Consider the following 26192-nt stretch of genomic DNA (forward strand, 5'->3'; position numbering starts at 1 on the left):
CTCAGTTGGCCGGCATCTGCTGCTGGGCCTTGGTGAGTTCGGACTTGACGGATTCGTCGGTGGGGGCCTTGCCGGCGGCGGCCGCGGCGAGCAGGTTCTTCACGGCGGTGCCGACCAGGGTCTCGAACTGGCTCTCGTTCGCGACCTGCGGGAGGGGCTCGGCGCTGGTGGCGAGGACCTCGGTGAGGGCCTTGAGCTCGGGGGTGGCGAAGGCCGGGTCGGCCTGGGCGTCCTTGACCGGCGGGATCGAGCCGTAGGTCCGGTTGAGCTGGGTCTGCTCCTCGGTGCCGGTCATGAACGTGACGAAGGAGAGGGCACCGTCGGTGTTCCTGGTGTTCTTGAAGACGGCGAGGTTGATGCCGGCGACCATCGAGGTGGTGGCGCGTTCGCCGGTGGCGCCGGCCGGGGCGGGTACGGGGGCGACGCCGTAGTCCTCGGGGTTCATGCCGTGCGACTTCAGGTTGACGCCGGCGGCCTGCCACATCAGCATCGCGGCCTTGCCGGTGGCGAAGTCGGTGACGGACTGGTTGTTGGCGTACTCGGCGTTGCCGGGGGCGGTGATCTTCTCGGTGCCGAGCAGGCCGACGTAGCTCTTGACGGCGGCGACGGTGCCCGGGCTGTCGAAGGCGGGCTTGCCGGCGGCGTCGAAGAAGTCGGTGCCCTGCTGCTTGGCGAGGACGAAGGCGTGGTGGACGTTCTCGGAGACGTTGCCGCCCTCCAGGGCGAGGCCGTAGCGGCCGCCGGTGGTGATCTTCTTCCCGTCGGCGACCAGGTCCTCCCAGGTGGCCGGGGGCTTGTCGATGCCGGCCTCGGCGAAGAGCTTCTTGTTGTAGTACAGGCCGTAGGCCATCGAGTAGAGCGGGACGGCGGCCGGGTCCTGGCCGGGCGCGCCGGCCGAGGCGAGGGCGGCGGGCAGGAACCGCTCCTTGCCGCCGATCTTCGCGAGGGCGGCCGCGTCGAACGGGAGCAGTGCGCCGGTGGCCTGGAGCGAGGCGGACCAGGTGTTGCCGATGTTCAGCACGTCGGGGCCCTGGCCGGAGCTGGTGGCGGCGAGGATCCGGTTGAGCAGGTCGGCCCAGGGGATGACCTCCAGCTTCACCTTGATCCCGGTCCGCTGCTCGAACTTTCTCAGTTCCGGCTCCAGGACCTGGCGGTCGTTCTCCAGACTGGTGCCCTGGTTGGAGGCCCAGTAGGTGAGCGTGCCGGGGCTGCTGTTGTCTCCGCCGCCGGACGCGGAACCGCCGCCGCAGGCGGTGGCGGTGAGGACCAGGGTGGCGACCAGGGCGGTGGCCGCAGCGGCTCGGCTGATGGGCATGACCGATTGCCCCTCTCGGGCGGGGTGGGCGGGCTTCGTGGTGAAGTGCCTTGATGCGCGGCTTACTTCAGGCCGTGATTTAACGTGTGAGAAAAGCTTCCGTCAAGGGTTCGGACAGCGATAGATTCGGATCAGGAGGGAGATGCCATGACCGTGCGAGGCAAGAAGACGGTGCGTGACCTGCGCAGAGGCAGTCGGTCGGCACTGCTGCGGCGGCTGTACTTCGACGGGCCGCTCAGCCGGCAGGAGCTGGGCGCGGTCACCGCGCTCAGCGCCGGGTCGATCAGCAATGTGACCGGCGAGCTGCTCGCCGACGGGCTGATCGAGGAGTGCGGCTCGGTGGAGTCGGACGGCGGCCGGCCCCGGATCCTGCTCCAGGTCGCCGCCGGACGGGGCCGGCTGGTCGGCGTGGACGTCGGGGAGACCCAGGTCCGGGTCGCCCTGTTCGACCTGGCCCGGACCGAGCTGGCCGCCAGTGACCGGCCGCTCTCCGACTGCGGCCACGACGTGGACCACGTGGTGGAGCTGATCCTGGCCGGACTGGCCGAGGTGCTGGCACGCACCGGTACCGACCCGGCCACCGTGCTCGGCGTCGGCATCGGCGTCCCGGGCATCGTCGACCAGGGCGACCCGGCCTCCGACGGCCTCGGGATCGTCGTGCACAGCCAGACCGTGGGGTGGGACGCCGTCCCGCTCGGACGGCTGCTGCGGGCCGGTACCGACCTGCCGCTGTTCATCGACAACGGCGCCAAGACGCTCGGCCAGGCCGAGATGTGGTTCGGCGCGGGGCGCGGCGTCCAGCACGCGGTGATCGCCCTGTTCGGCTCCGGGGTCGGGGCCTGCGTGATCGCCGACGGGGTCCGCTTCCGCGGGGCCACCAGCAGCGCGGGGGAGTGGGGGCACACCAAGGTCCATGTCGGCGGCCGACGCTGCCGGTGCGGCGCGCGCGGCTGCCTGGAGGCGTACGTCGGGGCCGAGGCGCTGGTGGAGCGGTGGGGCGCGGCGTCGCCCGACGGCGGCGAGAAGGCGGGGCTGGCCGCGCTGCTGGCGGCCGCCGAGGCGGGCGAGCCGGCGGCCACCGCGCTGCTGGCCGAGGCGGCGGAGTACCTCGGCGCCGCCATCGCGGACCTGGTCAACCTGTTCAATCCGGAGCGGATCGTGATCGGCGGCTGGGCGGGTCTGCTGCTGGGCCCGCGGCTGCTGCCCGCGATCCGCGCGGCGGCCACCGACTACGCGCTGCGCTTCCCCCGTGAGCAGACGTCGATCGTGCTCGGGACGCTGGGGCCGGAGGCGGTCACGGTCGGCGCGGCGACACTGCCGCTGACCGACTTCCTGGACTCCGGGGGAGAGTTCCCGCGGCGGGCCGAACCGCCGGTGCGGGAGGTGCGGGCCACCTCCGCCTGACCTGGCGCCTTTGGCCGATTCGTTGCCGCACAAGCTAGTTCACGGTGTGAGGAAAGTCGGCGCGAAGGGTTGACACCCCCGATCGGCAGCCCCGAGACTCCCGGTCGGGGGCGCTCCCCGAGCCCGGACGGCGGGTCGGTGGCGCTCTGTCGGACCCCCGGCGACCGGCCACTCCGGCGGCTCACGCTGCCCGGGCCCGGCCGGCCGCCGAGCACGGCCACCACCGGGCCCGGCGGGCCGACCGCCGACCGCCGGGCCGCCCTGTCGTTCCCCACCACCCGGTACCCGCGCCGCACCGGGTGCGGGCAGCGGCGCGCCCCCGCCCACCCCACCCACCCCCACCCGCAGGAGAAGCCCATGAGGCTCGCTTCAGCACGCCCCCGCAGGGCCCCGGCCGCACTGGTCGGCCTGGCCCTGCTCTCGGGCGCCGTCCTGGCGCTGCCCGCGCCGGCCGCCCGTGCCGTCGACGCCGCCGACGCCCTGATCTCCCAGGGCCGGGCGGTCACCGCCTCGTCCACCGAGAACGGCGCGACCCCGGCCGCCTACGCCGTGGACGGCTCCACCGGCACCCGCTGGTCGTCCGCGGCGAGCGACCAGCAGTGGCTCCAGGTCGACCTCGGGGCCACCGCCGCGATCACCAAGGTGGTGCTCACCTGGGAGGCCGCGTACGGGCGTTCGTACCAGATCCAGACCTCGGACGACGGGGTCTCCTGGCGGACGGCCTACGCCACCACCGGCGGTACCGGCGGCACCGAGACGCTCGCCGTCTCCGGCAGCGGCCGCTACGTCCGGATGAACGGCCTGGCCCGCGGCACCGGATACGGCTACTCGCTCTGGGAGTTCCAGGTCTACGGCGGTTTCACGCCGGGCGGCACCGACTGCGGCACCGCCAACGCCGCCCAGGGCCGGCCCGCCACCGCCTCGTCCGCGGAGAACGGCGGCACGGCGGCCGGCAACGCCGTGGACGGCTCCACCGGCACCCGCTGGTCCTCGGCGCCGAGCGACCAGCAGTGGCTCCAGGTCGACCTCGGCGCGGTCCGGCAGCTCTGCCGTGTGGTGTTGAACTGGGAGGCCGCGTACGGGCGTTCGTACCAGATCCAGACCTCGGACGACGGGGCCTCCTGGCGGACGGCCTACGCCACCACCACCGGTACCGGCGGCACCGAGGCGCTCGCCGTCTCCGGCAGCGGCCGCTACGTCCGGATGAACGGCCTGGCCCGCGGCACCGGATACGGCTACTCGCTCTGGGAGTTCCAGGTCAACACCACCGACGGCCCCACCGTGCCGCCGGTGCAGGGCGGCGGCGACCTGGGCCCCAACGTCCTGGTCTTCGACCCCGCCACGCCGGGCATCCAGGCCAAGGTCGACGCGGTCTTCGCCCAGCAGGAGTCCAACCAGTTCGGCAGCGAGCGCTACGCGCTGCTCTTCAAGCCGGGCACCTACAGCAACCTCAACGCCCAACTCGGCTTCTACACCTCGATCGCCGGCCTCGGCCTGAAGCCGGACGACACCACCATCAACGGCGACGTCACCGTGGACGCCGGCTGGTTCAACGGCAACGCGACGCAGAACTTCTGGCGCTCCGCCGAGAACCTCGCGCTCAACCCGGTCAACGGCACCGACCGCTGGGCCGTCGCCCAGGCCGCCCCGTTCCGCCGGATGCACGTCAAGGGCGGCCTCAACCTGTCACCCGACGGCTACGGTTGGGCCAGCGGAGGCTACATCGCGGACAGCCGGATCGACGGCGCCGTCGGCAACTACTCGCAGCAGCAGTGGTACACCCGGGACAGCGCGATCGGCGGCTTCTCCAACGGCGTCTGGAACCAGGTGTTCTCCGGCGTTCAGGGCGCCCCGGCGCAGGGCTTCCCCAACCCGCCCTACACCACCCTCGACAGCACGCCGGTCTCCCGCGAGAAGCCGTTCCTCTACCTGGACGGCAACGACTACAAGGTGTTCGTCCCGGCCAAGCGGACCGACGCCCGGGGCGTCTCCTGGGACGGTACCCCGCAGGGTGGTTCGCGACCGCTCAGCCAGTTCTACGTGGTCAGGCCGGGAGCCACCGCGGCGACCATCAACGCCGCGCTGGCCCAGGGGCTCGACCTGCTCTTCACCCCCGGCGTCTACCACGTCGACCGGCCGATCGAGGTCAACCGGCCCGGCACCGTGGTGCTCGGCCTCGGTCTGGCCACCGTCGTACCGGACAACGGGGTGACGGCGATCAAGGTGGCCGACGTCGACGGCGTGCGGCTGGCCGGCCTGCTGGTGGACGCCGGACCGGTCAACTCGCCCGTCCTCGTGCAGATCGGCCAGGACGGCGCCGCCGCCGACCACGCGGCCGACCCGACCACCCTGCAGGACGTGTTCATCCGCGTCGGCGGCGCCGGACCGGGTTCCGCGACGGCCGGCATCGTGGTCAACAGTGACGACGTGATCGTCGACCACACCTGGATCTGGCGCGCCGACCACGGCGCCGGCGTCGGCTGGACCACCAACCCCGCCGACTACGGCCTGCTGGTGCGCGGGGACGACGTGCTCGCCACCGGCCTGTTCGTCGAGCACTTCAAGAAGTACGACGTCGAGTGGTCCGGGGAGCGCGGCCGGACGATCTTCTTCCAGAACGAGAAGGCGTACGACGCGCCGAACCAGGCCGCCGTGCAGAACGGCGCCACCAAGGGCTTCGCCGCCTACAAGGTCGACGACGGCGTGACCGCCCACGAGGGGTGGGGCCTCGGCAGCTACTGCTACTTCAACGTGGACCCGACCATCCGGATCGACCACGGGTTCGAGGCGCCGGTGCGGCCCGGGGTGAGGTTCCACGACCTGCTGGTGGTCTCGCTGGGCGGCAACGGCCAGTACGAGCACGTGATCAACGGCACCGGCGGCGCGACCTCCGGCACCGCCACCACCCCGTCCACCGTGGTCGCCTACCCCTGACCCGCGGCGCTCGGGGGGCTTCGCGAGGAAGCCCCCCGGGCACGCGGCCCCCGAGGCGCCCCGGAGGAGGGTCGCCGCCCCGGTCACGCTCCCGCGAGCGTGGCCGGGGTCGGTCCGTCGGGCCGGACGGTGATGCCGTAGGCGGAGCCGGTGGGGGTGCTGAGGAAGCGCGGGGTGTACTCCAGCAGGAGGTCCAGCAGGGCGGTGGTCTCCCGCAGGGCGAACTGCGTGCCGAGGCAGGCCCGGGCGCCGAGCCCGAAGGGGTAGTAGGCGCCCAGGTGGGCGGGCTTGCGGCCGGGGGAGGTGAACCGGGCGGGGTCGAAACGCTCGGGGTCGGGCCACAACTCCGGGTCACGGTGGGTCAGGTAGGGGCAGACCAGCAGATCCGTGCCGGCCTCGATCCGGTGGCCCGCCAGGGTGTCGGTGGCCGGCGCGTGCCGGGGCAGGATCCAGGCCGACGGGTAGAGCCGCAGCGTCTCGTGGACCAGCGCCTGCACCGCCTCGCGCCGCTCGGCCGAGCCCTCGGGACCGGCCGCCAGTGCCCGGGTGCGGGCCTCGGGGTTGCCGTCCAGCAGGAGGAAGAGCCAGGTCAGCGTGGTGGCGGTGGTCTCGTGCCCGGCCACCAGCAAGGTCACCAGCTCGTCCCGGATCAGCCGGTCGGTGTACTCGGGGTGCTCGTCGGCGGCGTCGATCAGCACCCGTAGCAGGCCGTCCCCCGCCGGGTCGCGGCGGGCGGCGTCGATCGCGGCGTGCGCGACGGCGTCGATCCGGGCCAGGTCGTCGGCGACCGCGTCCCGGGCGTCCGCGCCGTCCGCCGGCAGTGTCGGCAACGCGGCCACCACCCGGGCCACCGAGGCCAGTTCGCGGTCGGTGCGGTCGTCCAGCGGGCGGCCGGTCAGGGCGCGCCAGATGGTGTCGAGGGCGAAGTGCCGCATCTCCTCGCCGACGTCCAGCTGCTCGCCGGTGCGGGCGTACCCGGCCCATCGGTCGGCGGTGCGGCGGGCGGCATCGGCGATCCGCCGCTCGTAGCGGCGCATCCCCGGTCCGGTGAACTGGGACTGCAGGATCCGCCGTTGGCGCTTCCAGGCCTCCCCGGTGGCGGAGAGGACGCCCTCGCCCGCCAGCATCCGGGCCCGGTGGGAGCGCTTGACGTAGCGGTCCGGGTGGCGCCCGAGCACATGCTGGACGGCGTCCGGGTCGGTGACCAGGACGGTGGGGTGCGGCCCGAGCCGGAACGCCGCGACACCGCCGAGCCGTTGCCGCGCCACGGTGAGCAGCTCGACCAGCTCGGACCGCTCGGCCCGCCACTGGGCGACGGCCTCGGCCGGCAGCTCGGGGACGGGCCGGGCCGCCCCGTCGGCGGTCGGGGGGACGGGGACGGGGTGGGCTTCGGTGGCCACGGCGTTTCTCCTCTGCCGGCGCGGTCGACTGCTGGGCGGGCGCGGACTGCGCGTCCCGCCCGGCTGACTGTACGTCAGCGCACCATTACCGTGGGCCGGTTCGGGCGAGCGGCCGAGAGGCCCGGCCACTCGCCCGGAGCGGAGCGTGTCGCGGGACCCGGCCGCACCGCCGGGGCCCGCGACGACGGCAGGGTGCCGACCGGGGTGGCACCCCGTCGTGCCCCCGGTGACCCCCGCCGTACAGGCGGCCGGGCCGCGGCTCGTCCCCCTCGACGAACCGCGGCCCGGCCTGGTCCCGTAGATCTCCGGATCAGATCGGATCAGATCAGAACAGGTCGGATCAGAACAGGTCGGATCAGATCAGATCTGCTGCCAGAGGGCCGGGACGATGTTGGGCTCCCAGCCCACCTGGGCGGTGTGGCCCTGGATGCAGCGGTAGCTGACGCCGTTCCAGGTGACCACGTCACCGGCCTGGTAGGTGGTGCCCGGCGTCCAGGTACCGCCCGGGTTGCCCGGGTCGGTGCCGACCACCAGCGAGTAGGTCGTGCCGTGGGCGACCGAGCCGGTGCCGGTCACGGTGATGGTGTAGGTGCCGGCCGGGACCGAGGACCCGACCGAGACGTTCAGCGTCGCGGAGGAGCCGGACTGCACCGAGGACGGGCTGACCGAGGCGGTGACCCCGCTGGGAGCGCCCGAGGCGGTGAGGTTCACCGTCTGGGCGGAGCCGGCGGTGGTGGCCGTGCTCACCGTGGCACTGGTGGTGCCGCCCGGGAGGGCGTTGCCGGTGGTCGGGCTCACCGCGACCGAGAAGTCGTTGGTCGGGATCGGGCCGGTGCCGACCGAGGTCTTCCACAGGGTGTACGCGACGCCGTCGGCGCTGCGGTCCAGCGCGGTGGCGTTGATGTTGCTCGTGGTGTCGCACGCCTGGTGGTAGCAGGAGTCGTAGGCCCGGTTGGCGGTGCCGCCCCACTTGGCCGCCTGGGCGGCGGTCTTGACGGCGCTGGCGCCCGCCGCGTAGCCGGAGGTCGGGATACCGCCCTGCTGGAAGGAGTAGTCGTCCGAACGGCCCTGGCCCTCGACGTTCTCCTCGGGCTGGACGCCCAGGGAGTCCCAGTAGGCCTTCATCGGGGCGGAGGCGGCGGAGCCGATGTTGTTGATGAAGTAGCCGGCGTTGGGCGAGCCGACCATGTCGAAGTTGTAGTAGCCCTTGATGGCGCTGCGCTGGGTCGAGCCCAGCTGGTTGACGTAGTACTGCGAGCCCTGCAGGCCCTGCTCCTCACCCGTCCACCAGGCGAACCGGACGTGCCGGGTCAGGGTGGGGTTCTGCTGGGCGAGCGTCAGCGCGTTCTCCAGCAGGACGGCGGAGCCCGAGCCGTTGTCGTTGATGCCCGGGCCGGCGGCGACGCTGTCCAGGTGGGCGCCGAACATGGTGACCTGGTCGGCCGGGCCGCCCGGCCAGTCCGCGATCAGGTTGTTGGAGCTGTAGGTGCAGGAGGTGCAGGTCTGCTCGCTGACGGTGTAGCCGGCGGCCTGCAGCTTGCCCTTGATGTAGGCGAGCGACTGGCTGTGGCCGGCGGTGCCGGCCCGCCGGTTGCCGCCGTTCTGGGTGGCGATGGTGTTCAGCTGGGCCAGGTGCGCCTGCACGTTGGCGACGCTGATGTCGGGCACGGTCGGGTTGGGGTTGCCGCCCCCGACGGTCAGCGTGTACTGCGCGGTGTGCGTGGCGGAGCCGGTGCCGGTCACGGTCAGGACGTACGTCCCGGCCGTGGCGGCGGCGGTGGTCGACACGTTCAGCGTCGCGGAGGAGCCGGCCTGCACCGAGGCCGGGCTCACCGAGGCGGTGACGCCGGCCGGGGCGCCGGAGACGGCCAGGTTGACGGTCTGGGCGGTGCCCGAGGTGACCGCGGTGCTCACCGTGGCGGTGGTGGAGGAGCCGGGCTGCACGGAGCCGGACGCCGGGCTGAGGGCCAGCGAGTAGTCGTTGTTCCCGGTCGGCGCGCAGGTGGGCTCACCGGTCTGGGCGGTGACGCTGATCGCGTCCCAGGCCGCCTTGGTGCGGGTGTACAGGGCGCAGGTGGGGTCGAGGCTCTTGGCGGCGGTCAGGGTGGCCACCCGGTACTTCTTGTGCGTCATGCCGCTGGTCTTGAGCAGCATGCCGCCGTAGAAGATCCGGCCGGCGTCCTTGATGCCGACGCCGGTCACCGTGGAGTTGTTGCAGGTGGGGCTGGTGGGCTTGCCGCCGCCAGGGTTGGAGCCCTCGGCGAGCAGGTAGAACCAGTGGTTCAGCGGACCGGCCGCGGCGTGCACCTCGGTGCTCGGGATCGACGCCGAGTAGCAGTTCGGGTTGTTGCTGACCAGCGAGGGGTTGTACATGTTCCGGATCGGCCCGCTGCCGACCAGGTTGATCATCTCGCCGACGGTGTAGTCGGGGTTGTCGTACGGGGACGGCTCGTTGGCGTACGCCTCGGTGAGTGCGCCGAAGATGTCGCCGGTGGCCTCGCCGAGGCCGTTCTCGTTGTTGGCGCCGCCCGGCGTGTACTGGTCGATGCCGTGGCCGAACTCGTGGCCGACCACGTCGATCGAGGCGATCCACTCGTTGGCGTTGTTGTGGCCGATCGAGACGGAGGAGCCGTCCCAGTAGGCGTTGACGTCGTTCAGGCCCACCTTGACCGGCCAGCTGCCGCCGTTGCCGTTGTGGCCGCTGCGGCCCAACCAGTCGCGGAGCATGTCCCATTCCTTCTGCGCCGCGAACATCACGTCGGCGCAGCCGGTCTCCTTGCTGGTCGGGTTGCCGGTGCCCCAGGAGTCGCTCGACTTGGAGAACACCTGGCCGGAGCTGTAGTCCGCACAGCTCAGCCCGGACCGGCTCGGGTCGCGCAGCGAGTACGTGCCGCCCGAGGCGGTGGTGCTGATGGTGACCGGCGCCGGGCCGTTCCACTTGCTGTTGGCGGTACCGGCCTTGACGTCGTCGTAGCTGTCGATCACCGCACCGCTGCGGGCGTCGACGAAGACGTGCAGCCGGCTCGGCGCCGCGGCGGTCCGGCCGTTGACCACGGTCTCCCAGGCGAGCCGCCCGGTGCCGTCCTGGACCTTGACCACCAGGCGGCGGGTGTCGACCCCGTCCACGGCGGCCAGCTCGGCGCGCGCGGTCTTCTCCGCGTCGGCGGCGCTGACCAGCGGTGCGGTGGCCAGCGGCGCGACGGCCGTCCCGCCGACCGGCCCGGTGGCCGCGGACTGCAGGCCGCGGACCTTGCCCTGGCCGTCGGCTATCACGACGGCGTCGCCGCCGACCACCGGCAGGCCCCGGTAGGTGCGCTCGTAGGCGACGGAGTAGAGGCCGCCGAGCCACGGGGTGACGGACTGGCGCTCATAGGTCTCGCCCGGGCCCTTGGCCAGGGCGTCCAGGCCCGCCGCGGCCGCCTGGTCGGCGGCGGAGACGGCGGCGGCCAGCGCGCTGGGCGGCGCGCTCACGGCCGGGCCCGGCTCGGCGGCGGCCTGCCCGACCGCGGTGGCGGTGAGCATGCCGGCCAGGACGGTCAGGGTGGTTCCCGCCGTCAGTAATCTGCGTTTCATTCCGGGGCTCCTCGAACGTGGGGGTGCTCGACCGCGGACGACGTGCCTGTCTGGCGCTCACCGCGGGGCCGCATCGGGGGACGGCCGCTGCGGGCGTCCGCGTTCGGGTGCCGGAACCCTCACACGCCGTCATGCCACGGTCAACGGGTCCGGCATGGCATTCGTGCGGTTGGCAAGTTCTGTCAAGCTGCGGGTTTTGTGGAGAGGTTGAGACCAAGAGGTTGAGACCACCTCATGTACGGACCGCGGTCGGTCCAGTACCGTCCTGTTCATCGGAAGGACCGGAGCCGGTTCGCCGGAGCCGGTCCGCTTGGGTCGGTGCGCTTGGGTCGGTGCGCCGGAGTCGGTCCGCTCGGGCCGGTCTGCCGGAGTCGGTGCGCTCGGGCCGGTCCGCCGGAACCGACGCGCCACCGGACCGACGTGCCACCGGACCGACTCGCCATCGGACCGACTCGGGAGGGCAGCCCCGTGCAGCGGAACCACGCCGACGTACCGACCGTCGGTCCGCCGTCGGCCGACTCGCTCTGGCGGGCCTTCGGCGCCCGCCTGCGGCACTGGCGCCGGCGGGCCGGCCTCACCCAGGCCCAGCTCGGCGCCGAGATCGGCTACGACCACACCGCCGTCAGCAAGCTCGAACACGGTGCCCGCCGCACCACCCCGCGGATCGCCGAGCGGCTGGACGGCCTGCTCGACGCCGGCGGCGAACTGCGCACCGCCTGCCTCCGGGCCGAGGAGGCCGACGCGGGGGAGTGGGACCGGCCCGCCCGGGCCACCGCGGCGCCCGCGCCCGCCGCCCCGGCCGGCTGGGCCCGCCCGCCGCTGCCCGGCGGCCCCGACGCCCCCGAACCGGCGCTGCCGCCGCTCGCCGCCGGCGGCCCGCCCCGCCGGCTCCCCGACTACGGGCTGCTCTGCCCGCTGCACGGCGCGGCCGGCTGCGCCGTCCCCGAGGCGGGCGAACTGGCCGTCCTGCACGCCGCGTTCTGCACCGCCGACCCGGACACCGCGCCGCCGCTGGACGCCGACACCGCGCACGCCCTCACCGGCCTGCTCGCCGCCCACCTGCGGGCCGGCGAGGCGCCCGCCGGGCCGGGCACCGCCGCCGTCGAGGAGACCCTGCGGGCGATCCTGCGCCGGCTCGCCCGTACCACCGACACCCGGGCCCGCCGCCCGCTCGCCCGGCTCGCCGCCGAGTACGCGCACGCCGCCGGCGGGCTGCGGATGCAGCACGGTCGCAACGCCACCGCGATGGCTTGCTTCGACCGTGCCCTCACCTGGTCCGAACTGGCCGACGACCCGGCCACCCAGGTCGCCGCGCTGAGCGACATGAGCACCCTCGCCCGGCTCGACGGCGACCCGGCCGCCGCGCTCGGATTCGCCCGCGAGATCGCCCGCGCCGCGCCCGGCCGGCACTGGGCCGGCGCGATGTCCCAGGTCGGCCAGGCCCGGGCGCACGCCCTGGCGGGGGACGTCCGGGCGACGGTCCGGCACATCGCCCGCGCCCGGCTCCACCTCGACCACATCGGTGAGCACGACGAGACGGACGCGCCCTGGCTCTCCATCGCCTCGATGCGGCTGCGGGTGGAGTCGGGCGCGGCCGCCGCGCTGCGCGACGCCTCCGCCGCCGTCGGGGACCACCGGCTGGCACTGCGCGCCGTGGACGCCGCCGACACCGCGCTGCGACTCCTGGCGCCCGACCAACTGCCGACCACCCGGCTGCTGTTCACCATCCGGATGGCCGACTGCCACCTGTGCGCCCACGATCCGCAGACCGCCGTGGCCCTGCTCGCCCCGGTGCTGGACGACGCCGCGACCGCGCTGCCCGCCCTCGCCCGGCACGAACTGCTCGGGCTGCGGGCCAGGCTGGGCGCCCAAGGCCTGGCGGTATCTTGACGAAGGCGGGCGATCACGCCACTCGTGGGCCCCGGCCCCGGCGGGCCAGGATCGAACCACCGCCGAACAGGGCGGGCCCCGGTACCAGTCGAGGAGCACCCCGATGACCCCCAGCGCCGTTCTCGGCGTCCCCGCCGCCGCCCCGGCCGTCGCCGCCGCGCACTTCCTCGCCCGCCTCTCCTTCGAGACCGACGTCTCGGACGTGCACGCCGACCTGGCCGCCGGCGTCCCCGGTGTGGTGGTGGTCGACTCCCGCGCCGAGGCGGCCTGGGCGCAGGGCCGGATCCCGGGCGCGGTGCACATCCCCACCGCCCGGATCGCCGAGCTGGCGCCGCTGCTGATCGACCCCTCGGCCACCGTCGTCACCTACTGCTGGGGCCCCGGCTGCAACGGCGCCACCCGGGCCGCCCTCGCCTTCGCCCGGCTCGGCCACCCGGTCAAGGAGATGCTCGGCGGCTTCGAGTACTGGGCCCGTGAGGGCTTCGCCTACGACACCGACCACGGCACCGAGCAGCGGCCCGTGGACGACCTGACCGCTCCCCGCTCCGGGATCTCCTGCGCCTGCTGAACCCGATCGCGACGAAGGCCCGGGCGCTGCCGCCCGGGCCTTCTCGGCGGTTCGGGTCCTCCGGGGGTCCGGGTCTTCCGGGGCTCGGACTCACCTGGCGTTCCGGTCTTTCGGTCGGTGGGGCGGTCGGGGGGAGGTGAGGGATGTCGTTGTGGTCGGGGCGGCCTCACCGGGCCTTTGTGGCCGCCGTGTTGCGGCCCTGTGGCGTGCGGTTGCGGGAGGTCTCGAGGCTGCTGAATCCCTGGTCGGGGCGTTGATTGATCGACGCCGCCTTCCTAGACTCGGGGGCGGCGGAGAACGTCGGCCGCCGGTCCGGACGGCCGGCAGGCACCCCCTGCTCCGCAGGGGGATGTCCGGGGTCGGACTCGGCTGACATGACGTCATTCGCAGGCGCGGTCGTGGCCCTGGTGGGCTGAGGACGGAGAACGTCGTGGCACGGCGGACGGGTGGACGCGGCGCCGCGGGTCCCAGGCCGGCGGCCCGGTTCGACATCGGCCCGGTGCGGCGCGCCGGCTGCCCCTGTCGCTGACGGCGGCCGGCCGGGTCCTCGGCTCCGGGGCGGGCACGCCTTCCCGCCCGTCCTCCTTCCTGCCTTCCCTCTGCTTCCGCCTGCCTTCCCCCGCTCCCCCCCCGACAGCCCCGCCGAGGAGACCGTATGGCCACCGACCTGTCCCCGTCCGACGCCGAGCAGATCCGCCAACTGCTCGCCCGCTTCTCGCACGCCTTCGACAACGCCGACACCAAGGCGCTGGGGGAGGTCTTCGCGGCCGACGGAGTGCTGGAACTCGCCCGCACCGGAGCGGTGTTCAGCGGCCTGGAGGACATCCGGGTGTTCAGTCGCGACCTCGGAAACCGCTCCCCCGACCAGCACACCCTGGACAGCGTGCTCACCGCGGAACCGGACGGCACCGTCCGGGGCCGCAGCCGCTACCTGGCGATCCAGTCCGACGGGACGGTCAACAACGGGGACTACTTCGACGTCTACGTCCGGACCGAGGACGGCTGGCGGATCGCCCGCCGCCGCTCCGTCCCGCGCTACCCGCTGAGCGCCGGCGAGGCGTAGCACCCGCGGGGGAGGCCGGGTGGCGCGGTCGGGGCGACGCCGTCCGAGCGCGTTCACCGGGGCCGGTGGTCCTCGGTGGTGTGGTGCCCGCCGTCTGCGTCGGCGTCGGTGCCTGCGTCTGCGTCGGTGTCTGTGTCGGTGCGGCTGTCGGTGTCGGACTCGTCGTCGGCCTGGTGGCCGGGGGCGGCTCAGCTCTCGGCGTCGACGTCTGCGGCCTCGCTCAAGTCCTCGATCCGGACGGGTCGGTGACCGTCGAAGACGACCGCGAGGCCGTACGGGTCGCAGATCGGCAGCCGCCCCTCGGCGAACCGCAGGTGCCAGGCGTCGACGTAGAAGTTCAGCTGCGGCTCCTCCAGCGGGACGTCGGCGGGACCGGGGCCGCGGTAGCGGCCGAGTTCCGCCGCGGTGAGGCCGAAGAATCCCGGGTCGTCCTCCAGCGCCCCGCGCACGAAGCCGAGCCCCAGCGTCAGGTAGTGGTCGACCCGGCCGAGGACCTCGGCGACCAGGGCGAGGTCCACCTGGTCGAGGTCGTCACCGTGCTCCAGCAGGATGTTGGCCTCGACCGGCGCCCCGTAGCGGGAGCCGGCGGGCGGGTGCTCCGGAGTCCAGACCCGAAGCCCGTCGGGCCCCGGTACGAGGAGGAGCGCCCCGATCCCGGGGTGGAACACCCTGTCGGCCACCGCCACGCCCTCTCCCGGGATCTCCTGCATCCTGACAGTGTGCCCGCCGCGCGGAACGACGGGCAGGTCGGTGGCGGGGGTCGGGGACCGGGGGGTGGGGGCCGGGCCCGGGTCGGGGTCGGCCCTCCTCGCCCCGGCCCTGGCCGGGCCGCTGCCGGGTACCCCTGCCGAACGGCAGGGGTACCCGGCCTCTGACGGGCGTTCAGAACCTGCCGAACAGCACATGTGCTGCCCGGTGGTCGGGCGAGAAGCTGGACCCGTCAGCAGGAGGAAGCCCCGGCCCTGGGCCGGCAGGCGCGCCAGACGAGGGAGTTCGGCATGTCCGTCATCATCAACACCGCCCGGGTGAGGGCGACCACCGGGGCGATCGCCGTCGCCGCGCTCCTTGTCGCCGTGGGCGGTTGCGCGTCCTCCTCGCCGGCCGCCGGTGCCGGGAACGCGTCACCGGGGGCGGTCACGACCGGGGCCTCGGCCTCCGCCGTTCCGGGAGCGGCGGCACCGGCGGCGGTGGGCGGGTCGGCGCGGATCTCCTACGCCTACTCTCCCGACGACGACATACGCTTCACCTTCGAGGTGGAGTCGGCGCCGTTCAGCCGTCCCGTGGCGGGGGCGCCGCAGGGGCTGCCCTCCGATGCGCGCGGCACGGTGCGGATCTCGCACCACGTCGCGGCGCTGGACCGTACGGTGACGTCCGAAGGCTCGGTGGACTGCCTGCTGACCGGCGACCGAACGGCCTCGTTCAGCGCCGTCGTCACCCGGGCCGACCCGGAGGCCGCCGACAGCGTCGGCAAGCGCCAGGGCTTCAGCGTCCTCGACGGCGGCTCGCCGGACCGCCCCGACCGGGTCGGGTTCTCCTGGGGCGTGGCGAACCTGGACACGGACGCCGCCGGTCAGGTCGTCGAGGGCCGGGTAGGCACCTGTATGGCACCTGCGCCCTTCGCCCCCGTCGTCACGGGTGACCTCACCGTACGGCCCGCCGACCTGCCCCCGCTCCCGGCGGCCCCGGGTACCCCCGCCGGCGCTGCGAGTACCCCGGCCACTCCGAGTACTCCGGCGGGCCCGTGACCAGGGCCCCGGTCCCTGCCCGGTTCGTGCCCGCCGCCGAACCCCGGGCCGGACACGTACCGTCGGCGGGCGGCCGGCTAATCGGCCGTGCAGCCCCAGTAGCCGATCTGCGCGGGCTCGCCGTCGTGGTACAGGACGGTGCAGTGGCCGATTCCCCGGCCGGGGTAGGGGAGGGACGCGGTACCGACGGCCGCTTCCCACTGGGCGCGCGTCGGCCGACCGTCGGGTGCCCAGCGGCGGACCTCGCGGTCGGTCAGCGGCCGGACCATGGCGAAGTCGTCGTCGGCCCGGGGATCGAGGAGCGCGTAGAAGTCGAGTACCGTTCCGGTGCCACCGGTGAGGATGAACTCCCGCCAGTCGCCGTCCCCCCAGAGGTCGGCGATGTCCCGGCCGGGGAACCCGTGATCGTCCCTCGCCAATTCCCGCTCCTGCGCCTGGCGCAGCGCCTCCGCCAGGTCCGGCCGGTACGGCCCGGTGCCCGCCCACTCATCGCCACCCATGCCCAGGGCCTCCCCGTATCCCGCCTGATCGACTCTCCGCCGCAGGCTAACGGCGGTCACCGACAGCGTCCGGGCCCGTCGACGGCGCCGGGCCCGCCGGGCCGACGCGTCCGGGCGCAACGTCCGGCTCGGTGCCGGCGCTGGCGGCCGCCTTCGGTCCGAGGGACCGATCCGGATCGACCGGGCGGCGGCGGACGGGCACCCGAGCGTGGGTCGGCCCTCACCTCGGCCCTCACCTCCGGCCTCACCTCCGCTCGGCCTCGGCCCCGCGCCGCAGTGCCTTTGTCGGGTGTGTGGCGGCCTGTGCTGTTCATCCGCCGTCCACGCAATGGTTCAGACCAATGGGCGGGATCGTCGATAGCATCCGCGAATGACCAGGGAGACCACCGCAGATGCCCCTGCCGAGCTCCGACGGCCCGGCGTGGCCCGGCTGTTGGTGCTGCTGCTCTGCGCGGCGCTGCTGACGTCGGACGGCTGGCTGATCGGTCGGGGCGCGGCGAGGATGATCGCGATCGGGGGCTGTGGCGACGGCCAGGAGCGGGCCTGCGAATCGGCCGACCTGTGGGCCGGCCTGTCCGTCCCCCTCGGGGTCATCCTCGGGACGGTCCTGCTGGTGGGTACGGCCTTCGCCCTGGCAGCCGACGGCTCCACCTCGGCCTCCTCCGACCTCCCGATCGGCGCGGGCACCCTCCTCGGCCTGCTCTGCCTGCTGGTCGGCGTCGCCCTGGGTGCCGACACCACGAGCGGGTGGCTGCTCGGGCCGGCCGCCCTGGTCGCCGTGGGTGCGATCTCGTCGGCGCCGGTCGAGGCCCGACGTCGTCGCGGGATCCTCGCCGAGGAGCGACAGCGGGCCGAGCGGGCCGAGCGCCTCGACCGCCACGGGGTGACGGTGCAGGGCACCGTCGTCGACCTCCGGGGCACCGGCGTCGTCCTCAACGACTGCCCCGAACTGGTCGTCACCGTCCGCTACAGCACCGCCGACGGCGTGGAGCGCACCGAGGCGTTCACCAAGACGTTCCCCGTCTACGACGTCCCGCGCCGTGGGGACCGGCTCGCCCTGCGGTACGACCCCCGGTCCCCGGAGCGACCCGAGCCGCTCCCTCGGACCGCGACGCCGGACGGCGCCGCTGACAGCGTTCCGGGCTGAGACCCGCACCGCGCGCCGCGGTGAGCGTCCCTGGGTGAGGACGCGACCTCGGCGCACCGACCTCAGCGCGCCGGGGTGAGTACGCCGACCTCAGTGCGAGAGCTCGACCGACAGATACGGGCTCAGCGCCCGCAGGAAGTCCGCCGCGTCGAACATCGCGCCGGCCGAGGCGACGCCCGTGGTGCGCGTGCGCCCGGTCAGGATGCGCTCGACGGCCTCCACCGCCAGCGGGGCGGTGATCGCGTAGATGTCCCGGCCCCGGGCCGTGGCACGGCGGTCGACGCCACCCGCGGTGACCAGGACGTCGACGAGGAAGGTCTGGTCCGACCGCCCCAGGTCGTCGACCGGCTCGGGCGCCGGTGTGTCCTCCGTGGCGAGGTCCCCCGCCGCCTCGACGGTCATGTAGGTGCGGACCTCGGGCACGGCCAGATGGCTGGGGAGGGTGACGACATCGGCCATCGTGAACTCCCCGAACACCGCTCGTCGGCCCAGCGGCGCGGGGAAGTGCCACTCCTGCTCGGCCGGCTTGTCGTCGTGGTACTGCAGCGCGCCGTCCGCGAACCTCACCCGGCGGCCCGCGCGGCGGTCGTGCGACACCTGTCCGGCCTCCCGGGTCCCCGGCGTGGGGTGCCAGCTGTCCAGCCCGTAGGCGATGTGCGCGACATCCGCGGCCGTCCACTCGCCCATCACCGCGGTCGTCAGCAGATCGCCCAGGCCACCGTAGAAGGCCATCGCGGGGACCACCGGGATGCCGGCCTCACGGGCGGCGCCGGCGTGGTCGGCGAACATCGTGACGTTCGCCTCGATCTCCGCGGCGACGTCGACGTACGGGATCCCCGCGCGCAGGGCGGCCTCGACGACCGGGCCGCCCGTCACCGCGAACGGTCCGGCGGCGTTCACGACGGCCGCCGCTCCGGCGAGGGCGCGGTCCAGGGACGCCGGGTCGTCGACGGTGGCCGGCCGGGGCTCCACGCCCGGCCACTCGGCCGCCAGCGCGGCCAGCCGGGCAGCGTCGCGGCCGGAGACGATCGTGGTGAAGCCGCGCCTGCGCAGCTCGGCGACGATGAAGCGACCGGTGTGCCCCGTCGCCCCGTAGACCACCACTGCAGCCGTCGTGTTCATCGTTCTCCCCGCTCTCGTCGCCTTGGTGATGACCAGTCTGGCGGTGGTGGGGGTCGACCCGTGATGGTCCGGAACGACATGACCCGTACAGTTTCGGACATGCCCACTGTCGCGCTGCCTGCCGTCGGACATCTGCTGCACTTCGAGCTGGCGGTGGCTTACGAGATCTTCGGCAATCCCCCGCGTGAGGCCGTGGACGGGTGGTACGACGTGCTGCTCTGCGGGCCCGGTCCGGTGCGGGTCGGTCCGTTCACGGTCGAGCCCGACCACGGGCTGGAGCGTCTGGTGGACGCCGACACGGTGATCGTGCCCGCGTGCGCCGACATCGACGATCCGCCGCCGCCGGACGTGGTCGAAGCCGTGCGCGCGGCCCACGCGGCGGGGGCACGGGTCGCCTCGCTCTGCACGGGGGCGTTCGTCCTCGGCGCGGCGGGTCTGCTGGACGGCCGGCGGGCCACCACCCACTGGGCCCACACCGATGAGTTGAGCGCGCGCCATCCGCTGGCCGTGGTCGACCCGGATGTGCTCTACACGGACAACGGGAGTGTGCTCACCTCTGCGGGCAAGGCGGCCGCCGTGGACCTCTGCCTGCACCTGATCCACCTCGATCACGGTGCCGGCATCGCCAACTCGGTCGCTCGCCGCCTGGTGATGTCGCCCCATCGGCCGGGCGGCCAGGCCCAGTTCGTGGCGACGCCGGTCCAGGTGTCGGGTGAGCACATGCTGTCGACCGTGCTCGCCTGGGCCCAGCAGCGGCTGGACCGGCCGCTGACGGTGACCGACATGGCGCGCAGGGCCAACACCAGCCCGCGCAATCTCGGCCGGCAGTTCCGCTCGGTGCTCGGGCAGACGCCGCTCCAGTGGCTGCTGACCCAGCGTGTGCGCCGCGCCCAGGAGTTACTGGAAGCCACCGACGAGAGCGTCGAGGCGGTGGCCCTGGCCACCGGGATGGGGACGGCCACCACACTGCGGCGCCAGTTCAAGCGGATCGTCGGCGTCCCGCCCAACAGCTACCGGCAGTCGTTCCGCGGCGCGAATCCCGGCTGACCGGTCGGGGCGCCGCACATCCCGTTCGGTCGAGAGGCGTTGGCGGCAACGCCGGAACTCGGGCGGGGCCGGTTCCGGGCGTCACGGGCGCCCCGGGTGAGTCGCGGGTGTCCGGAGCCGGCCGCGGTCGGGGCCGGGTGGAGCGATCATGACAGGCGGATCAGGTCAACCCGTGGCCGATATCGATGAACGGGCGCTCCGGGCAACGGAAATGGGTGCCGAGATTCCGGGTGACTGCCATGATGCAGCGAGAACGATGTGACATTGCACATTGCCCTCGCCGTGCGGCGAGGGCGACAACCGAGGGAGAGACCCCGTGAAGACCCTTACCGCCGTACTGGCCACCGCCGCGACCCTGGCCACGCTCGCCACCGCCCAGGAAGCCGTCGCCGCGCCCGTCCCCGGCCCGGTGGGCGCCACCGTGACCTGCGGCACCCCGGGCGCGCCCGGCTTCCTGCTGACGCGGGCCTGTGTCGAGGTGACCGGCAACCAGGTCTCCTTCTACGGCCAGGCCACGCCCACCAACCCGGCCTGGCAGCCGCAGCAGGTGGGCTTCCGGGTCGCCGGCACCGTCGTCGGCAGCGCGCCGCTGGCCCCCGTCACCCCGACCGTCCTGGTGCTGGCGGGCGGGACGCGCGTCACCGGCTTCACCACCACCGCGCCGTGCGGCTCGACGGTGATCGCGAACTTCTCCGTGGACCAGTGGGGTTGGCCCACCTCGGACGCGACCGTCTCGGCCGTCGTGGCCTGCTGACCGTCGTGACCTGGTGACCGCGGTGATCAGCTGACCTGCTGGCCGGGGCCGGGGCCGAAGTCGGGGCCGGGGCCGGGCCGACCGCGGGGCCCGGTCACGGCTGCTCGTCGACGGGGCGGCCGAGCAACGTCCGGATCTCCGTGCGGAGGCGGAACCAGCCGCCGACCCCCGCGACGGTTCCGGTGACCAGGGCGGCCACGGCGTAGCCGATGAGTGAGAGCAGTGGGTGGCCGGCGATCTCGCCGGTGCGCGGGCTCATCCACATCGGCTCGCGGTGGCCGTCCGGGTAGGCGTCGGAGCTCCGTCGCTCGGTGCGCTCGCCGCCGTTGAACGTCCAGTGGTAGACGCAGGTGTGATGGTCGAACCCGATGGTGTCGGGGGCGTCGAACGAGCCCTCCAGCCGGCAGCCGGTGACCTCGGCGGTGACCGAACGCGGGGTGCGGACCCAGTCCCGGATGCCGGTGGCGGCGAGGTCCGCGGCCGACGCGCCGAGCCAGAGCGCGAGGGTGAGGAGGAAGACGGCCACCGTGCCGAGCGAGATCCGGTCGCCGCCCGGCAGGCCGAACGAGGCGGCCGCGGCCGTCAGCAGGCCGGCCGCGCCGGTGATCCAGAGCGGGAGGACGGGCAGCGGGGCGAGGGGTGATCCCCAGGACCAGAAGAACAGCGCTCCGCACACCGCGCCGGTCAGCGAGCCCGCGACGGTGAGGGCGCGCCGGTGGAGCGACCGGTCCGGTTCCATCGGATCCCCTTCGGTGCGGCGGAGTTCAACGCCCATGCTGCCCCGGGCCGGTGTCGTGGGGCCACCCGTCGAAGGGCAGGGGTGCGATGCCGCGCAGCCCGCGGCGGGCACGTCGCGCGTCCGCCCCGGTGGTGGGGCCGGGGCGGACGCGGTCGCCGCGGTGTCACGGCGGGCCGCTGGTCAGAGCGCGCTGTCGGGGATCCACGAGCCGTGGATCATGGCCGGGACCCGGCGCGGCAGTCGGACGGTGGCGATCGGCGGGGCGGAGAGCTCGGAGGCGTCCAGGACGAGCAGCTCGGAGCTGTCGGTGGTGAGGTCGCCGACGACGGTGAGCAGGTAGCCGGCGTCCTCCTCGGTGGCGCCTTCGGCCGGGACGAACACGGCCTCGCTCGGCAGCCGGCCGGTGCCGAACGGCCGGAGCCGGCGGCCGCCGGTGGCCCGGTCGTACCTGACCAGGGTGTGGCTGCCGATCCCGAGGTCGTCGGGGAACGCGAGCGCGTACTGGTAGCGGTGCTCGCGGCCGAGGTAGTCCTCGTTGATGGTCGGGAACTCGACGGTGAGGTCGTCGGTCTGTTCCTCGCGGACGGTGCCGGTGCCCAGGTCGACGGTCCAGCGCCGGGAGCGGGAGCCGGAGTTGGGCTCCGCGCCGCGGTCGGGGGCGCCGACCCACCAGTTCCAGGAGCGCTGCCAGCCCACCCGGCCGACGGCCGGGCCCTCGATCACGACGCGGCCCCGGGCGTCCTCGTAGGCGTTGGCGAGGTGCATGGTGTAGCCCTGGCCGATCTCGTACCAGCGGACCCCGGCGGCGCCCCCGGCGCCGCGCGGCATGATGCCGATGCGGGAGGTCTGGGCGTCGTGCCAGCAGTACGGGATGCCGGAGTGCTCGGCGGGGTCGAAGGTGACGGAGCCCTCCAGGAAGACGACGTAGTGCGCGGTGACGGCGAAGTCGTGCTTGAGGGCGGCGCTCGCCCCGGGGACCTCCTGGCTCTCCAGGACGGTGCCGTCGGGGGAGGAGACGTGGTGGATCAGGTAGGGCGGGAAGGGTGAGGAGGCGAAGAAGTGGAGTTCGCCCGTCACCGGGTCCACCTTGGGGTGCGCGGTCATGGCGGTGCGCAGCTTGCCGCCGAAGTCGTAGGCACCCACGGTCTCCAGGTCGCGGGTGAGTTCGAAGGGGAGGTTGGCCTCGCACAGGGCGAGCAGGCGTCCGGCGTGTTCGATGACGTGGGTGCCGGCGGTGGAGGCGGTGAGGTCGGGGCCGTGGTCGGTGAGGTAGGGGGCGCCGTCGAGGGCGGGGGTGTGGACCCAGCGGTTGCGGTACCACTCGGCGCGGCCGTCGCGCAGGCGGATGCCGTGGACCATGCCGCTGCCCTTGAACCAGTGGGTGGGGGTGATGCCGGGCTTGGGGTTGTGGCTGTTGCGGATCAGGCGGCCGGTCAGTTCGGGGGGCAGCCGGCCCTCGACGGTGAGGCCGGTGGCGGTGATCTCGTCGGCGACGGGGGTGTAGTGGCCGGTCAGGTACGGCTGGGCGGCGGTCATGGCGGGAACCTCTTCCGGTGAACGCGGGGCGGCGGTGGGAGCGGTGGCGGTGGCGCGGCCGGGCCGCTCCGGACGATCCGGTCGCGGTCGGGTGCGACTCGCGGCGGAGGGCGGAGGGCAGAGGGCAGAGGGCGAAGGGCGGCCGGCAGTCGCCCGGCTACCGGCGCTCGGCCTCGGCCTTGAGGTGGCCCAGCCAGCTCTCCAGCGAGGCGCGGAGTGCCGCCGTCAGCTCGACGGGCTGAGCCTCGACCGGTGCGCCGCCCCAGGACTCCTCGGTGTGGACGGTGACCACGCCGTCGGCCTCCCGGAAGGTCCAGAGGTGTACGCCGTCGATGCCGGCGGCCGGGCCGCCCCAGACGATCCGGCGGCCGGGCACCAGTTCGCGGACGGTCGAGGTGATGTCGAGGCCGTGGGTCAGCCACTGGAAGGAGGCGCCGGTGGCGAGCGGGCCGTCCAGCCGGGCCCGGTCGATGTCCGGGTTCCAGGCGGCCCAGGAGTCGATGGCGGTGTGCAGGGCCCAGACGACGTCGAGCGGGGCGTCGATGGTGGTGGTGAGACGGACGACGGCGGGGGCGTTCTCGTCGATGGTGACGGTGTGCTCGGTCAAGGCGGGTCTCCTTCGGGGAGTACGTCGGGCGTAGGGGGAGGTGCGGCGGGCCTGCGGCCCGGTCGTCGCACCGGAACTGCTATGTGTGGTTGACCACTCACTTTGACGGCCGCAAGGACGGCGGGGCGTCGGTCGCGCGCAAGGCGCGGGGGTGGGGCGGGTCGTGGGTGGCGGATCGTCAGGGGTGGTCCGTCGGCGCCACGCCCGGTGGTGCCCTCGTCCGCACCCGGTGCGTCCGGCCGCCCGGGCGGGCCCGGTGTGCCGGTGGCGCGCGGGGCGCTCAGTAGTGGGTGATCCCCGCCGTCAGGGTGCGGGTCCAGGGCGCGTCGACCTCGTCGGCGCCCATCGATACCAGGAGGTGGCAGAGCGTGCCGGTGGCGAAGAACTCCTGGATCTGGCGCTCCTCGCCTCCGGAGGCGCCCCGCACGTACTCCACCAGCCGGGCGTAGCCGGCCCGGACGGCGGCGCGGATCGCGGGCTCGGAGACCGCTGCGGCCTGGGCGTGCAGCTGGACGAGCATCAGGTCGTTGTCGCTGATCAGCTTGGCGTAGGCGTCCCCCATGGCGGCGAGTACCGCCTCGGGCGCGCTGCTGTCCGCCGCTGCGGCGCCGTGCTCCAGGCTCGCCCGGACCCGGGTGAAGCAGTGCTCGACGACCGCGACGAACAGGGACTCCTTGTTGGGGAAGAGCCGGTAGACGTAGGCCTGCGAGATGCCGGCGGCCTTGCCGACCTCGGTGGTGGTGGTGCCGAAGTACCCCCGCGAGGCGAAGGCTCCGATGGCGGTGCTCAGCACCGTCTCGCGGCGCTCGTCCGCCGTGGACAGTCGGCGGGGTCGTTCGTTCGTCATGTGAGTAGTGAATCACTCACACTGGTGGGCGTCAATCCTCCCGGTGCCGTCCCGCCCGCCCGCACGGGTCGGGCAGGCGGGATCGGACGGGCGGGGCCGGGCGGGTGGATCAGCGCACGTACCACTTCTGGTTGGTGGTGCCGGCGCAGTTCCAGAGCTGCAGCTGGGTGCCGGCCCCGGTGCCCAGGTCCTTGGCGTCCACACACTTGTCGGCCTGCGGGTTCACCAGGTCCCCGGCGCCGGAGAGGACGAACTGCTGGGCCGGGCCGTTGTTGCAGTTGGCCACCTGGATCGCCGCGCCGTTGGCCACCGACGCCCAGGCGACATCCATGCAGAGGCCCTGGGCGCGGACCGTGCCGTCGGGGCGGAAGTCCCAGGTCTGCCAGGCGCCGCCGGTGCAGTCCTGGAGCTCCAGCCGGGCCCCGTCCGTGACGTTGCGGGCCGTCGCGCCGATGCACCGCCCGGAGGCCCGGCCGGCGATCGGCCGGCCGACCGCCGGTGGTGCGGCCACGGGCGCGGGCGGGGCGGCGGAGGGCGCGGCCGGGGCGGGTGCGGCCGGGGCCGGCGCGGGGGCGGCCGGCGCCTGGGTGGCGGGCGCCGGCTGTGCCGGGGGAGCGGGCTTGGCGGCGGCCGGCGGCGCGCTGGCCACCGTGGTCCGGTACACCGTCGGGGCGGGCGCGGGCGCGGCCGGGGCCGGTGGCACGGCCCCCGGCTCGGGCACCGCCGCCTGGACGGTGACGGTCGCGGCCGGTTCGGGAGCGGGCTCCGCCGGCGGGGGAGTGGTGGGGGTGAGGTCGGCCGGGGCCGGGGTGGTGGCCGCCGGGGCGGCCGGGTCCAGACCGGAGGGGGTGGTCGAGGCGGCATCGGTGACCAGTGCGCGGCCGGCCTCCACGGGTGCCCGGGGCGGGGTGTGGCCCGGCAGCTGAGCCGTGCCGAACGCGACGGCCCCCACCAGTGCGGCGGTCGCGGCGGTCGTGCCCCAGACCCGCGCGCCCGGCAGCAGCCCCCGGGATGGTGAGGGGGTGCGGCGCGCGAAGGTGTCGGCGAAACGGTCGGCGGACTGCGGCTGCGTCGACGGCGGGTCGGACGGGGACACCGGGGGCCTCCAGAGGGTGTGCGACGGCGGACGGAAGGCTCCACGGGCAACACCACAGCGATGTGAACTTCTCCCGCCCGGGAGATGATGCTTGGTCAACCCTGCGGACAACACGTGCGGTTGGGCACAATTGCGTGAACTTCTGTTCACTCCGTGATGGGTCGGTGGCCGATTGGCACGACTAGCGTGACCACCGGCCGGGGCTGTGCGTCACGCACATGACAGGGGGTGCTCCGCCGCTGCCGCTCGCCGTGCGACCAGGGAAGAGAAGAGCAGTGTCATGGAGTACAGCGCCTCGACGGTCCACCGGCGAGCCGACGGCGGGTCCGAACCCCTGTCCGCCGAACGTCGGACGGTGCCGCCGGCCCCCCACTGTTCCGACCGCCGGGCCGAACTGCTGCTGGCCGAACGCGAGAGCCTCCACCGGTTCGTCACGAGCTTGATCCGCCAGGACCCGCACCACGTGGAGGACATCGTCCAGGAGGCCCTGCTGCGCGCGTGGCAGGCGGCCGACACCCTTGACTGGCAGGACCGGCCGATCCGTCTCTGGCTGTTCCGGGTCGCGCGCCGCCTGGTCATCGACGACTGGCGCAAGGACCGCGCCGTCCCGGTCGGCATCGCGGCCGAGGGCTTCCCCGCCGCCGACCCGGTCGCCGACCCGACGGCGCAGGTGCTGGACCGGCAGGTGCTGGTCGAGTCGCTCCGCTCCCTCGACCGGATCCATCAGGAGGCCGTCGTGCACGTCCACCTCTTCGGCCAGGCCGGAGTCGACGCGGCCCGCGCCCTGGGGATACCCGGCGGGACGCTGAAGTCCCGTACGCACTACGGGGTGCAGGCGCTGCGCCGGCACCTCACGGACCGGGGCGTCCTCGCCCGGGGAGTCGCCTCGTGACCGCTGTGACCGC

General features: G+C 74.0%; 21 protein-coding genes. 10 read left to right on the top strand and 11 right to left on the bottom strand.

Annotated elements, in window-relative coordinates; all coding sequences use genetic code 11:
- Position 1: 1 nt before the first annotated feature.
- Positions 2 to 1315 carry an ABC transporter substrate-binding protein gene (locus tag ACIQTO_RS25770; protein ID WP_402392367.1) on the bottom strand — a complete coding sequence of 438 codons (1314 nt, stop codon included), beginning with the start codon at positions 1313 to 1315 and terminating at the stop codon, positions 2 to 4.
- A 147-nt stretch (positions 1316 to 1462) separates the two neighbouring features.
- Here ACIQTO_RS25770 and ACIQTO_RS25775 point away from each other — a divergent pair, with 147 nt between their 5' ends.
- Both ACIQTO_RS25775 and ACIQTO_RS25780 read left to right on the top strand, forming a co-directional pair.
- Complete coding sequence (locus tag ACIQTO_RS25775; protein ID WP_402392370.1) at positions 1463 to 2719, top strand: ROK family protein; 1257 nt, start codon at positions 1463 to 1465, stop codon at positions 2717 to 2719.
- A 357-nt stretch (positions 2720 to 3076) separates the two neighbouring features.
- Positions 3077 to 5653, top strand: a complete 2577-nt coding sequence (locus ACIQTO_RS25780; protein WP_402392372.1) for a discoidin domain-containing protein — start codon at positions 3077 to 3079, stop codon at positions 5651 to 5653.
- A gap of 83 nt (positions 5654 to 5736) precedes the next feature.
- On the opposite strand, the gene ACIQTO_RS25785 is transcribed toward ACIQTO_RS25780, so the two are convergent.
- Both ACIQTO_RS25785 and ACIQTO_RS25790 read right to left on the bottom strand, forming a co-directional pair.
- Complete coding sequence (locus ACIQTO_RS25785; RefSeq protein ID WP_402392374.1) at positions 5737 to 7053, bottom strand: cytochrome P450; 1317 nt, start codon at positions 7051 to 7053, stop codon at positions 5737 to 5739.
- A 360-nt stretch (positions 7054 to 7413) separates the two neighbouring features.
- Positions 7414 to 10626, bottom strand: a complete 3213-nt coding sequence (locus ACIQTO_RS25790; protein ID WP_402392376.1) for a M28 family peptidase — start codon at positions 10624 to 10626, stop codon at positions 7414 to 7416.
- Positions 10627 to 11094: 468 nt separating this feature from the next.
- Here ACIQTO_RS25790 and ACIQTO_RS25795 point away from each other — a divergent pair, with 468 nt between their 5' ends.
- The 3 genes from ACIQTO_RS25795 (at position 11095) to ACIQTO_RS25805 (ending at position 14147) form a co-directional block, all read left to right on the top strand.
- The gene (locus ACIQTO_RS25795) at positions 11095 to 12516 is read left to right on the top strand and encodes a helix-turn-helix domain-containing protein (RefSeq protein WP_402392379.1); all 1422 of its coding nucleotides are present in this window, start codon (positions 11095 to 11097) and stop codon (positions 12514 to 12516) included.
- Positions 12517 to 12619: 103 nt separating this feature from the next.
- The gene (locus ACIQTO_RS25800; protein ID WP_402392381.1) at positions 12620 to 13084 is read left to right on the top strand and encodes a rhodanese-like domain-containing protein; all 465 of its coding nucleotides are present in this window, start codon (positions 12620 to 12622) and stop codon (positions 13082 to 13084) included.
- Positions 13085 to 13739: 655 nt separating this feature from the next.
- The gene (locus ACIQTO_RS25805; protein WP_402392384.1) at positions 13740 to 14147 is read left to right on the top strand and encodes a nuclear transport factor 2 family protein; all 408 of its coding nucleotides are present in this window, start codon (positions 13740 to 13742) and stop codon (positions 14145 to 14147) included.
- 188 nt (positions 14148 to 14335) lie between these two features.
- On the opposite strand, the gene ACIQTO_RS25810 is transcribed toward ACIQTO_RS25805, so the two are convergent.
- Complete coding sequence (locus ACIQTO_RS25810; protein ID WP_402392387.1) at positions 14336 to 14857, bottom strand: hypothetical protein; 522 nt, start codon at positions 14855 to 14857, stop codon at positions 14336 to 14338.
- 288 nt (positions 14858 to 15145) lie between these two features.
- Between ACIQTO_RS25810 and ACIQTO_RS25815 the strand changes: the two genes are divergently transcribed.
- Entirely contained in the window at positions 15146 to 15892 is a 747-nt protein-coding gene (locus ACIQTO_RS25815) for a hypothetical protein (RefSeq protein ID WP_402392390.1), read from the top strand.
- 77 nt (positions 15893 to 15969) lie between these two features.
- Here ACIQTO_RS25815 and ACIQTO_RS25820 read toward each other — a convergent pair whose 3' ends face one another.
- On the bottom strand, positions 15970 to 16392 hold the full coding sequence (locus ACIQTO_RS25820) for a hypothetical protein (protein ID WP_402392392.1): 423 nt from the start codon (positions 16390 to 16392) through the stop codon (positions 15970 to 15972).
- A gap of 370 nt (positions 16393 to 16762) precedes the next feature.
- Between ACIQTO_RS25820 and ACIQTO_RS25825 the strand changes: the two genes are divergently transcribed.
- Complete coding sequence (locus tag ACIQTO_RS25825; protein ID WP_402392394.1) at positions 16763 to 17539, top strand: DUF3592 domain-containing protein; 777 nt, start codon at positions 16763 to 16765, stop codon at positions 17537 to 17539.
- 90 nt (positions 17540 to 17629) lie between these two features.
- Here ACIQTO_RS25825 and ACIQTO_RS25830 read toward each other — a convergent pair whose 3' ends face one another.
- Complete coding sequence (locus ACIQTO_RS25830; RefSeq protein WP_402392397.1) at positions 17630 to 18661, bottom strand: saccharopine dehydrogenase NADP-binding domain-containing protein; 1032 nt, start codon at positions 18659 to 18661, stop codon at positions 17630 to 17632.
- A gap of 99 nt (positions 18662 to 18760) precedes the next feature.
- Here ACIQTO_RS25830 and ACIQTO_RS25835 point away from each other — a divergent pair, with 99 nt between their 5' ends.
- Both ACIQTO_RS25835 and ACIQTO_RS25840 read left to right on the top strand, forming a co-directional pair.
- Positions 18761 to 19708: a GlxA family transcriptional regulator gene (locus ACIQTO_RS25835; protein ID WP_402392400.1), complete on the top strand. Its 948-nt coding sequence runs from the start codon at positions 18761 to 18763 to the stop codon at positions 19706 to 19708.
- A 316-nt stretch (positions 19709 to 20024) separates the two neighbouring features.
- Positions 20025 to 20462, top strand: coding sequence for a hypothetical protein (locus tag ACIQTO_RS25840; RefSeq protein ID WP_402392403.1), 438 nt, complete (start codon positions 20025 to 20027; stop codon positions 20460 to 20462).
- A 94-nt stretch (positions 20463 to 20556) separates the two neighbouring features.
- Here ACIQTO_RS25840 and ACIQTO_RS25845 read toward each other — a convergent pair whose 3' ends face one another.
- The 5 genes from ACIQTO_RS25845 to ACIQTO_RS25865 all read right to left on the bottom strand — a co-directional run bounded on the left by ACIQTO_RS25845 (position 20557) and on the right by ACIQTO_RS25865 (position 25287).
- Complete coding sequence (locus ACIQTO_RS25845) at positions 20557 to 21201, bottom strand: hypothetical protein (protein WP_402392405.1); 645 nt, start codon at positions 21199 to 21201, stop codon at positions 20557 to 20559.
- Between the two features lie 180 nt (positions 21202 to 21381).
- Positions 21382 to 22737, bottom strand: coding sequence for a carotenoid oxygenase family protein (locus tag ACIQTO_RS25850; RefSeq protein ID WP_402392407.1), 1356 nt, complete (start codon positions 22735 to 22737; stop codon positions 21382 to 21384).
- A 157-nt stretch (positions 22738 to 22894) separates the two neighbouring features.
- Positions 22895 to 23344, bottom strand: coding sequence for an SRPBCC family protein (locus ACIQTO_RS25855; protein WP_402392409.1), 450 nt, complete (start codon positions 23342 to 23344; stop codon positions 22895 to 22897).
- 280 nt (positions 23345 to 23624) lie between these two features.
- Positions 23625 to 24191 carry a TetR/AcrR family transcriptional regulator gene (locus ACIQTO_RS25860; protein WP_402392412.1) on the bottom strand — a complete coding sequence of 189 codons (567 nt, stop codon included), beginning with the start codon at positions 24189 to 24191 and terminating at the stop codon, positions 23625 to 23627.
- 109 nt (positions 24192 to 24300) lie between these two features.
- Positions 24301 to 25287, bottom strand: coding sequence for a ricin-type beta-trefoil lectin domain protein (locus tag ACIQTO_RS25865; protein WP_402392415.1), 987 nt, complete (start codon positions 25285 to 25287; stop codon positions 24301 to 24303).
- Positions 25288 to 25567: 280 nt separating this feature from the next.
- Between ACIQTO_RS25865 and ACIQTO_RS25870 the strand changes: the two genes are divergently transcribed.
- Positions 25568 to 26179 (top strand): sigma-70 family RNA polymerase sigma factor, encoded by a 612-nt coding sequence (locus tag ACIQTO_RS25870; protein ID WP_402392417.1) that lies wholly within the window; start codon positions 25568 to 25570, stop codon positions 26177 to 26179.
- Positions 26180 to 26192: the final 13 nt, after the last annotated feature.

This window comes from Kitasatospora sp. NPDC091207 (assembly GCF_044768625.1).
Classification (GTDB): Bacteria; Actinomycetota; Actinomycetes; order Streptomycetales; family Streptomycetaceae; genus Kitasatospora.

What these genes read in the sequence shown, in the direction of transcription:
- ACIQTO_RS25860 (WP_402392412.1), bottom strand. Translation starts at nt 24,191, where the DNA reads ATGACGAACGAACGACCCCGCCGACTGTCCACGGCGGACGAGCGCCGC.
- ACIQTO_RS25850 (WP_402392407.1), bottom strand. Translation starts at nt 22,737, where the DNA reads ATGACCGCCGCCCAGCCGTACCTGACCGGCCACTACACCCCCGTCGCC.
- ACIQTO_RS25830 (WP_402392397.1), bottom strand. Translation starts at nt 18,661, where the DNA reads ATGAACACGACGGCTGCAGTGGTGGTCTACGGGGCGACGGGGCACACC.
- ACIQTO_RS25820 (WP_402392392.1), bottom strand. Translation starts at nt 16,392, where the DNA reads ATGGGTGGCGATGAGTGGGCGGGCACCGGGCCGTACCGGCCGGACCTG.
- ACIQTO_RS25835 (WP_402392400.1), top strand. Translation starts at nt 18,761, where the DNA reads ATGCCCACTGTCGCGCTGCCTGCCGTCGGACATCTGCTGCACTTCGAG.
- ACIQTO_RS25845 (WP_402392405.1), bottom strand. Translation starts at nt 21,201, where the DNA reads ATGGAACCGGACCGGTCGCTCCACCGGCGCGCCCTCACCGTCGCGGGC.
- ACIQTO_RS25800 (WP_402392381.1), top strand. Translation starts at nt 12,620, where the DNA reads ATGACCCCCAGCGCCGTTCTCGGCGTCCCCGCCGCCGCCCCGGCCGTC.
- ACIQTO_RS25815 (WP_402392390.1), top strand. Translation starts at nt 15,146, where the DNA reads ATGTCCGTCATCATCAACACCGCCCGGGTGAGGGCGACCACCGGGGCG.
- ACIQTO_RS25780 (WP_402392372.1), top strand. Translation starts at nt 3,077, where the DNA reads ATGAGGCTCGCTTCAGCACGCCCCCGCAGGGCCCCGGCCGCACTGGTC.
- ACIQTO_RS25810 (WP_402392387.1), bottom strand. Translation starts at nt 14,857, where the DNA reads ATGCAGGAGATCCCGGGAGAGGGCGTGGCGGTGGCCGACAGGGTGTTC.
- ACIQTO_RS25870 (WP_402392417.1), top strand. Translation starts at nt 25,568, where the DNA reads ATGGAGTACAGCGCCTCGACGGTCCACCGGCGAGCCGACGGCGGGTCC.
- ACIQTO_RS25770 (WP_402392367.1), bottom strand. Translation starts at nt 1,315, where the DNA reads ATGCCCATCAGCCGAGCCGCTGCGGCCACCGCCCTGGTCGCCACCCTG.
- ACIQTO_RS25775 (WP_402392370.1), top strand. Translation starts at nt 1,463, where the DNA reads ATGACCGTGCGAGGCAAGAAGACGGTGCGTGACCTGCGCAGAGGCAGT.
- ACIQTO_RS25825 (WP_402392394.1), top strand. Translation starts at nt 16,763, where the DNA reads ATGACCAGGGAGACCACCGCAGATGCCCCTGCCGAGCTCCGACGGCCC.
- ACIQTO_RS25805 (WP_402392384.1), top strand. Translation starts at nt 13,740, where the DNA reads ATGGCCACCGACCTGTCCCCGTCCGACGCCGAGCAGATCCGCCAACTG.
- ACIQTO_RS25790 (WP_402392376.1), bottom strand. Translation starts at nt 10,626, where the DNA reads ATGAAACGCAGATTACTGACGGCGGGAACCACCCTGACCGTCCTGGCC.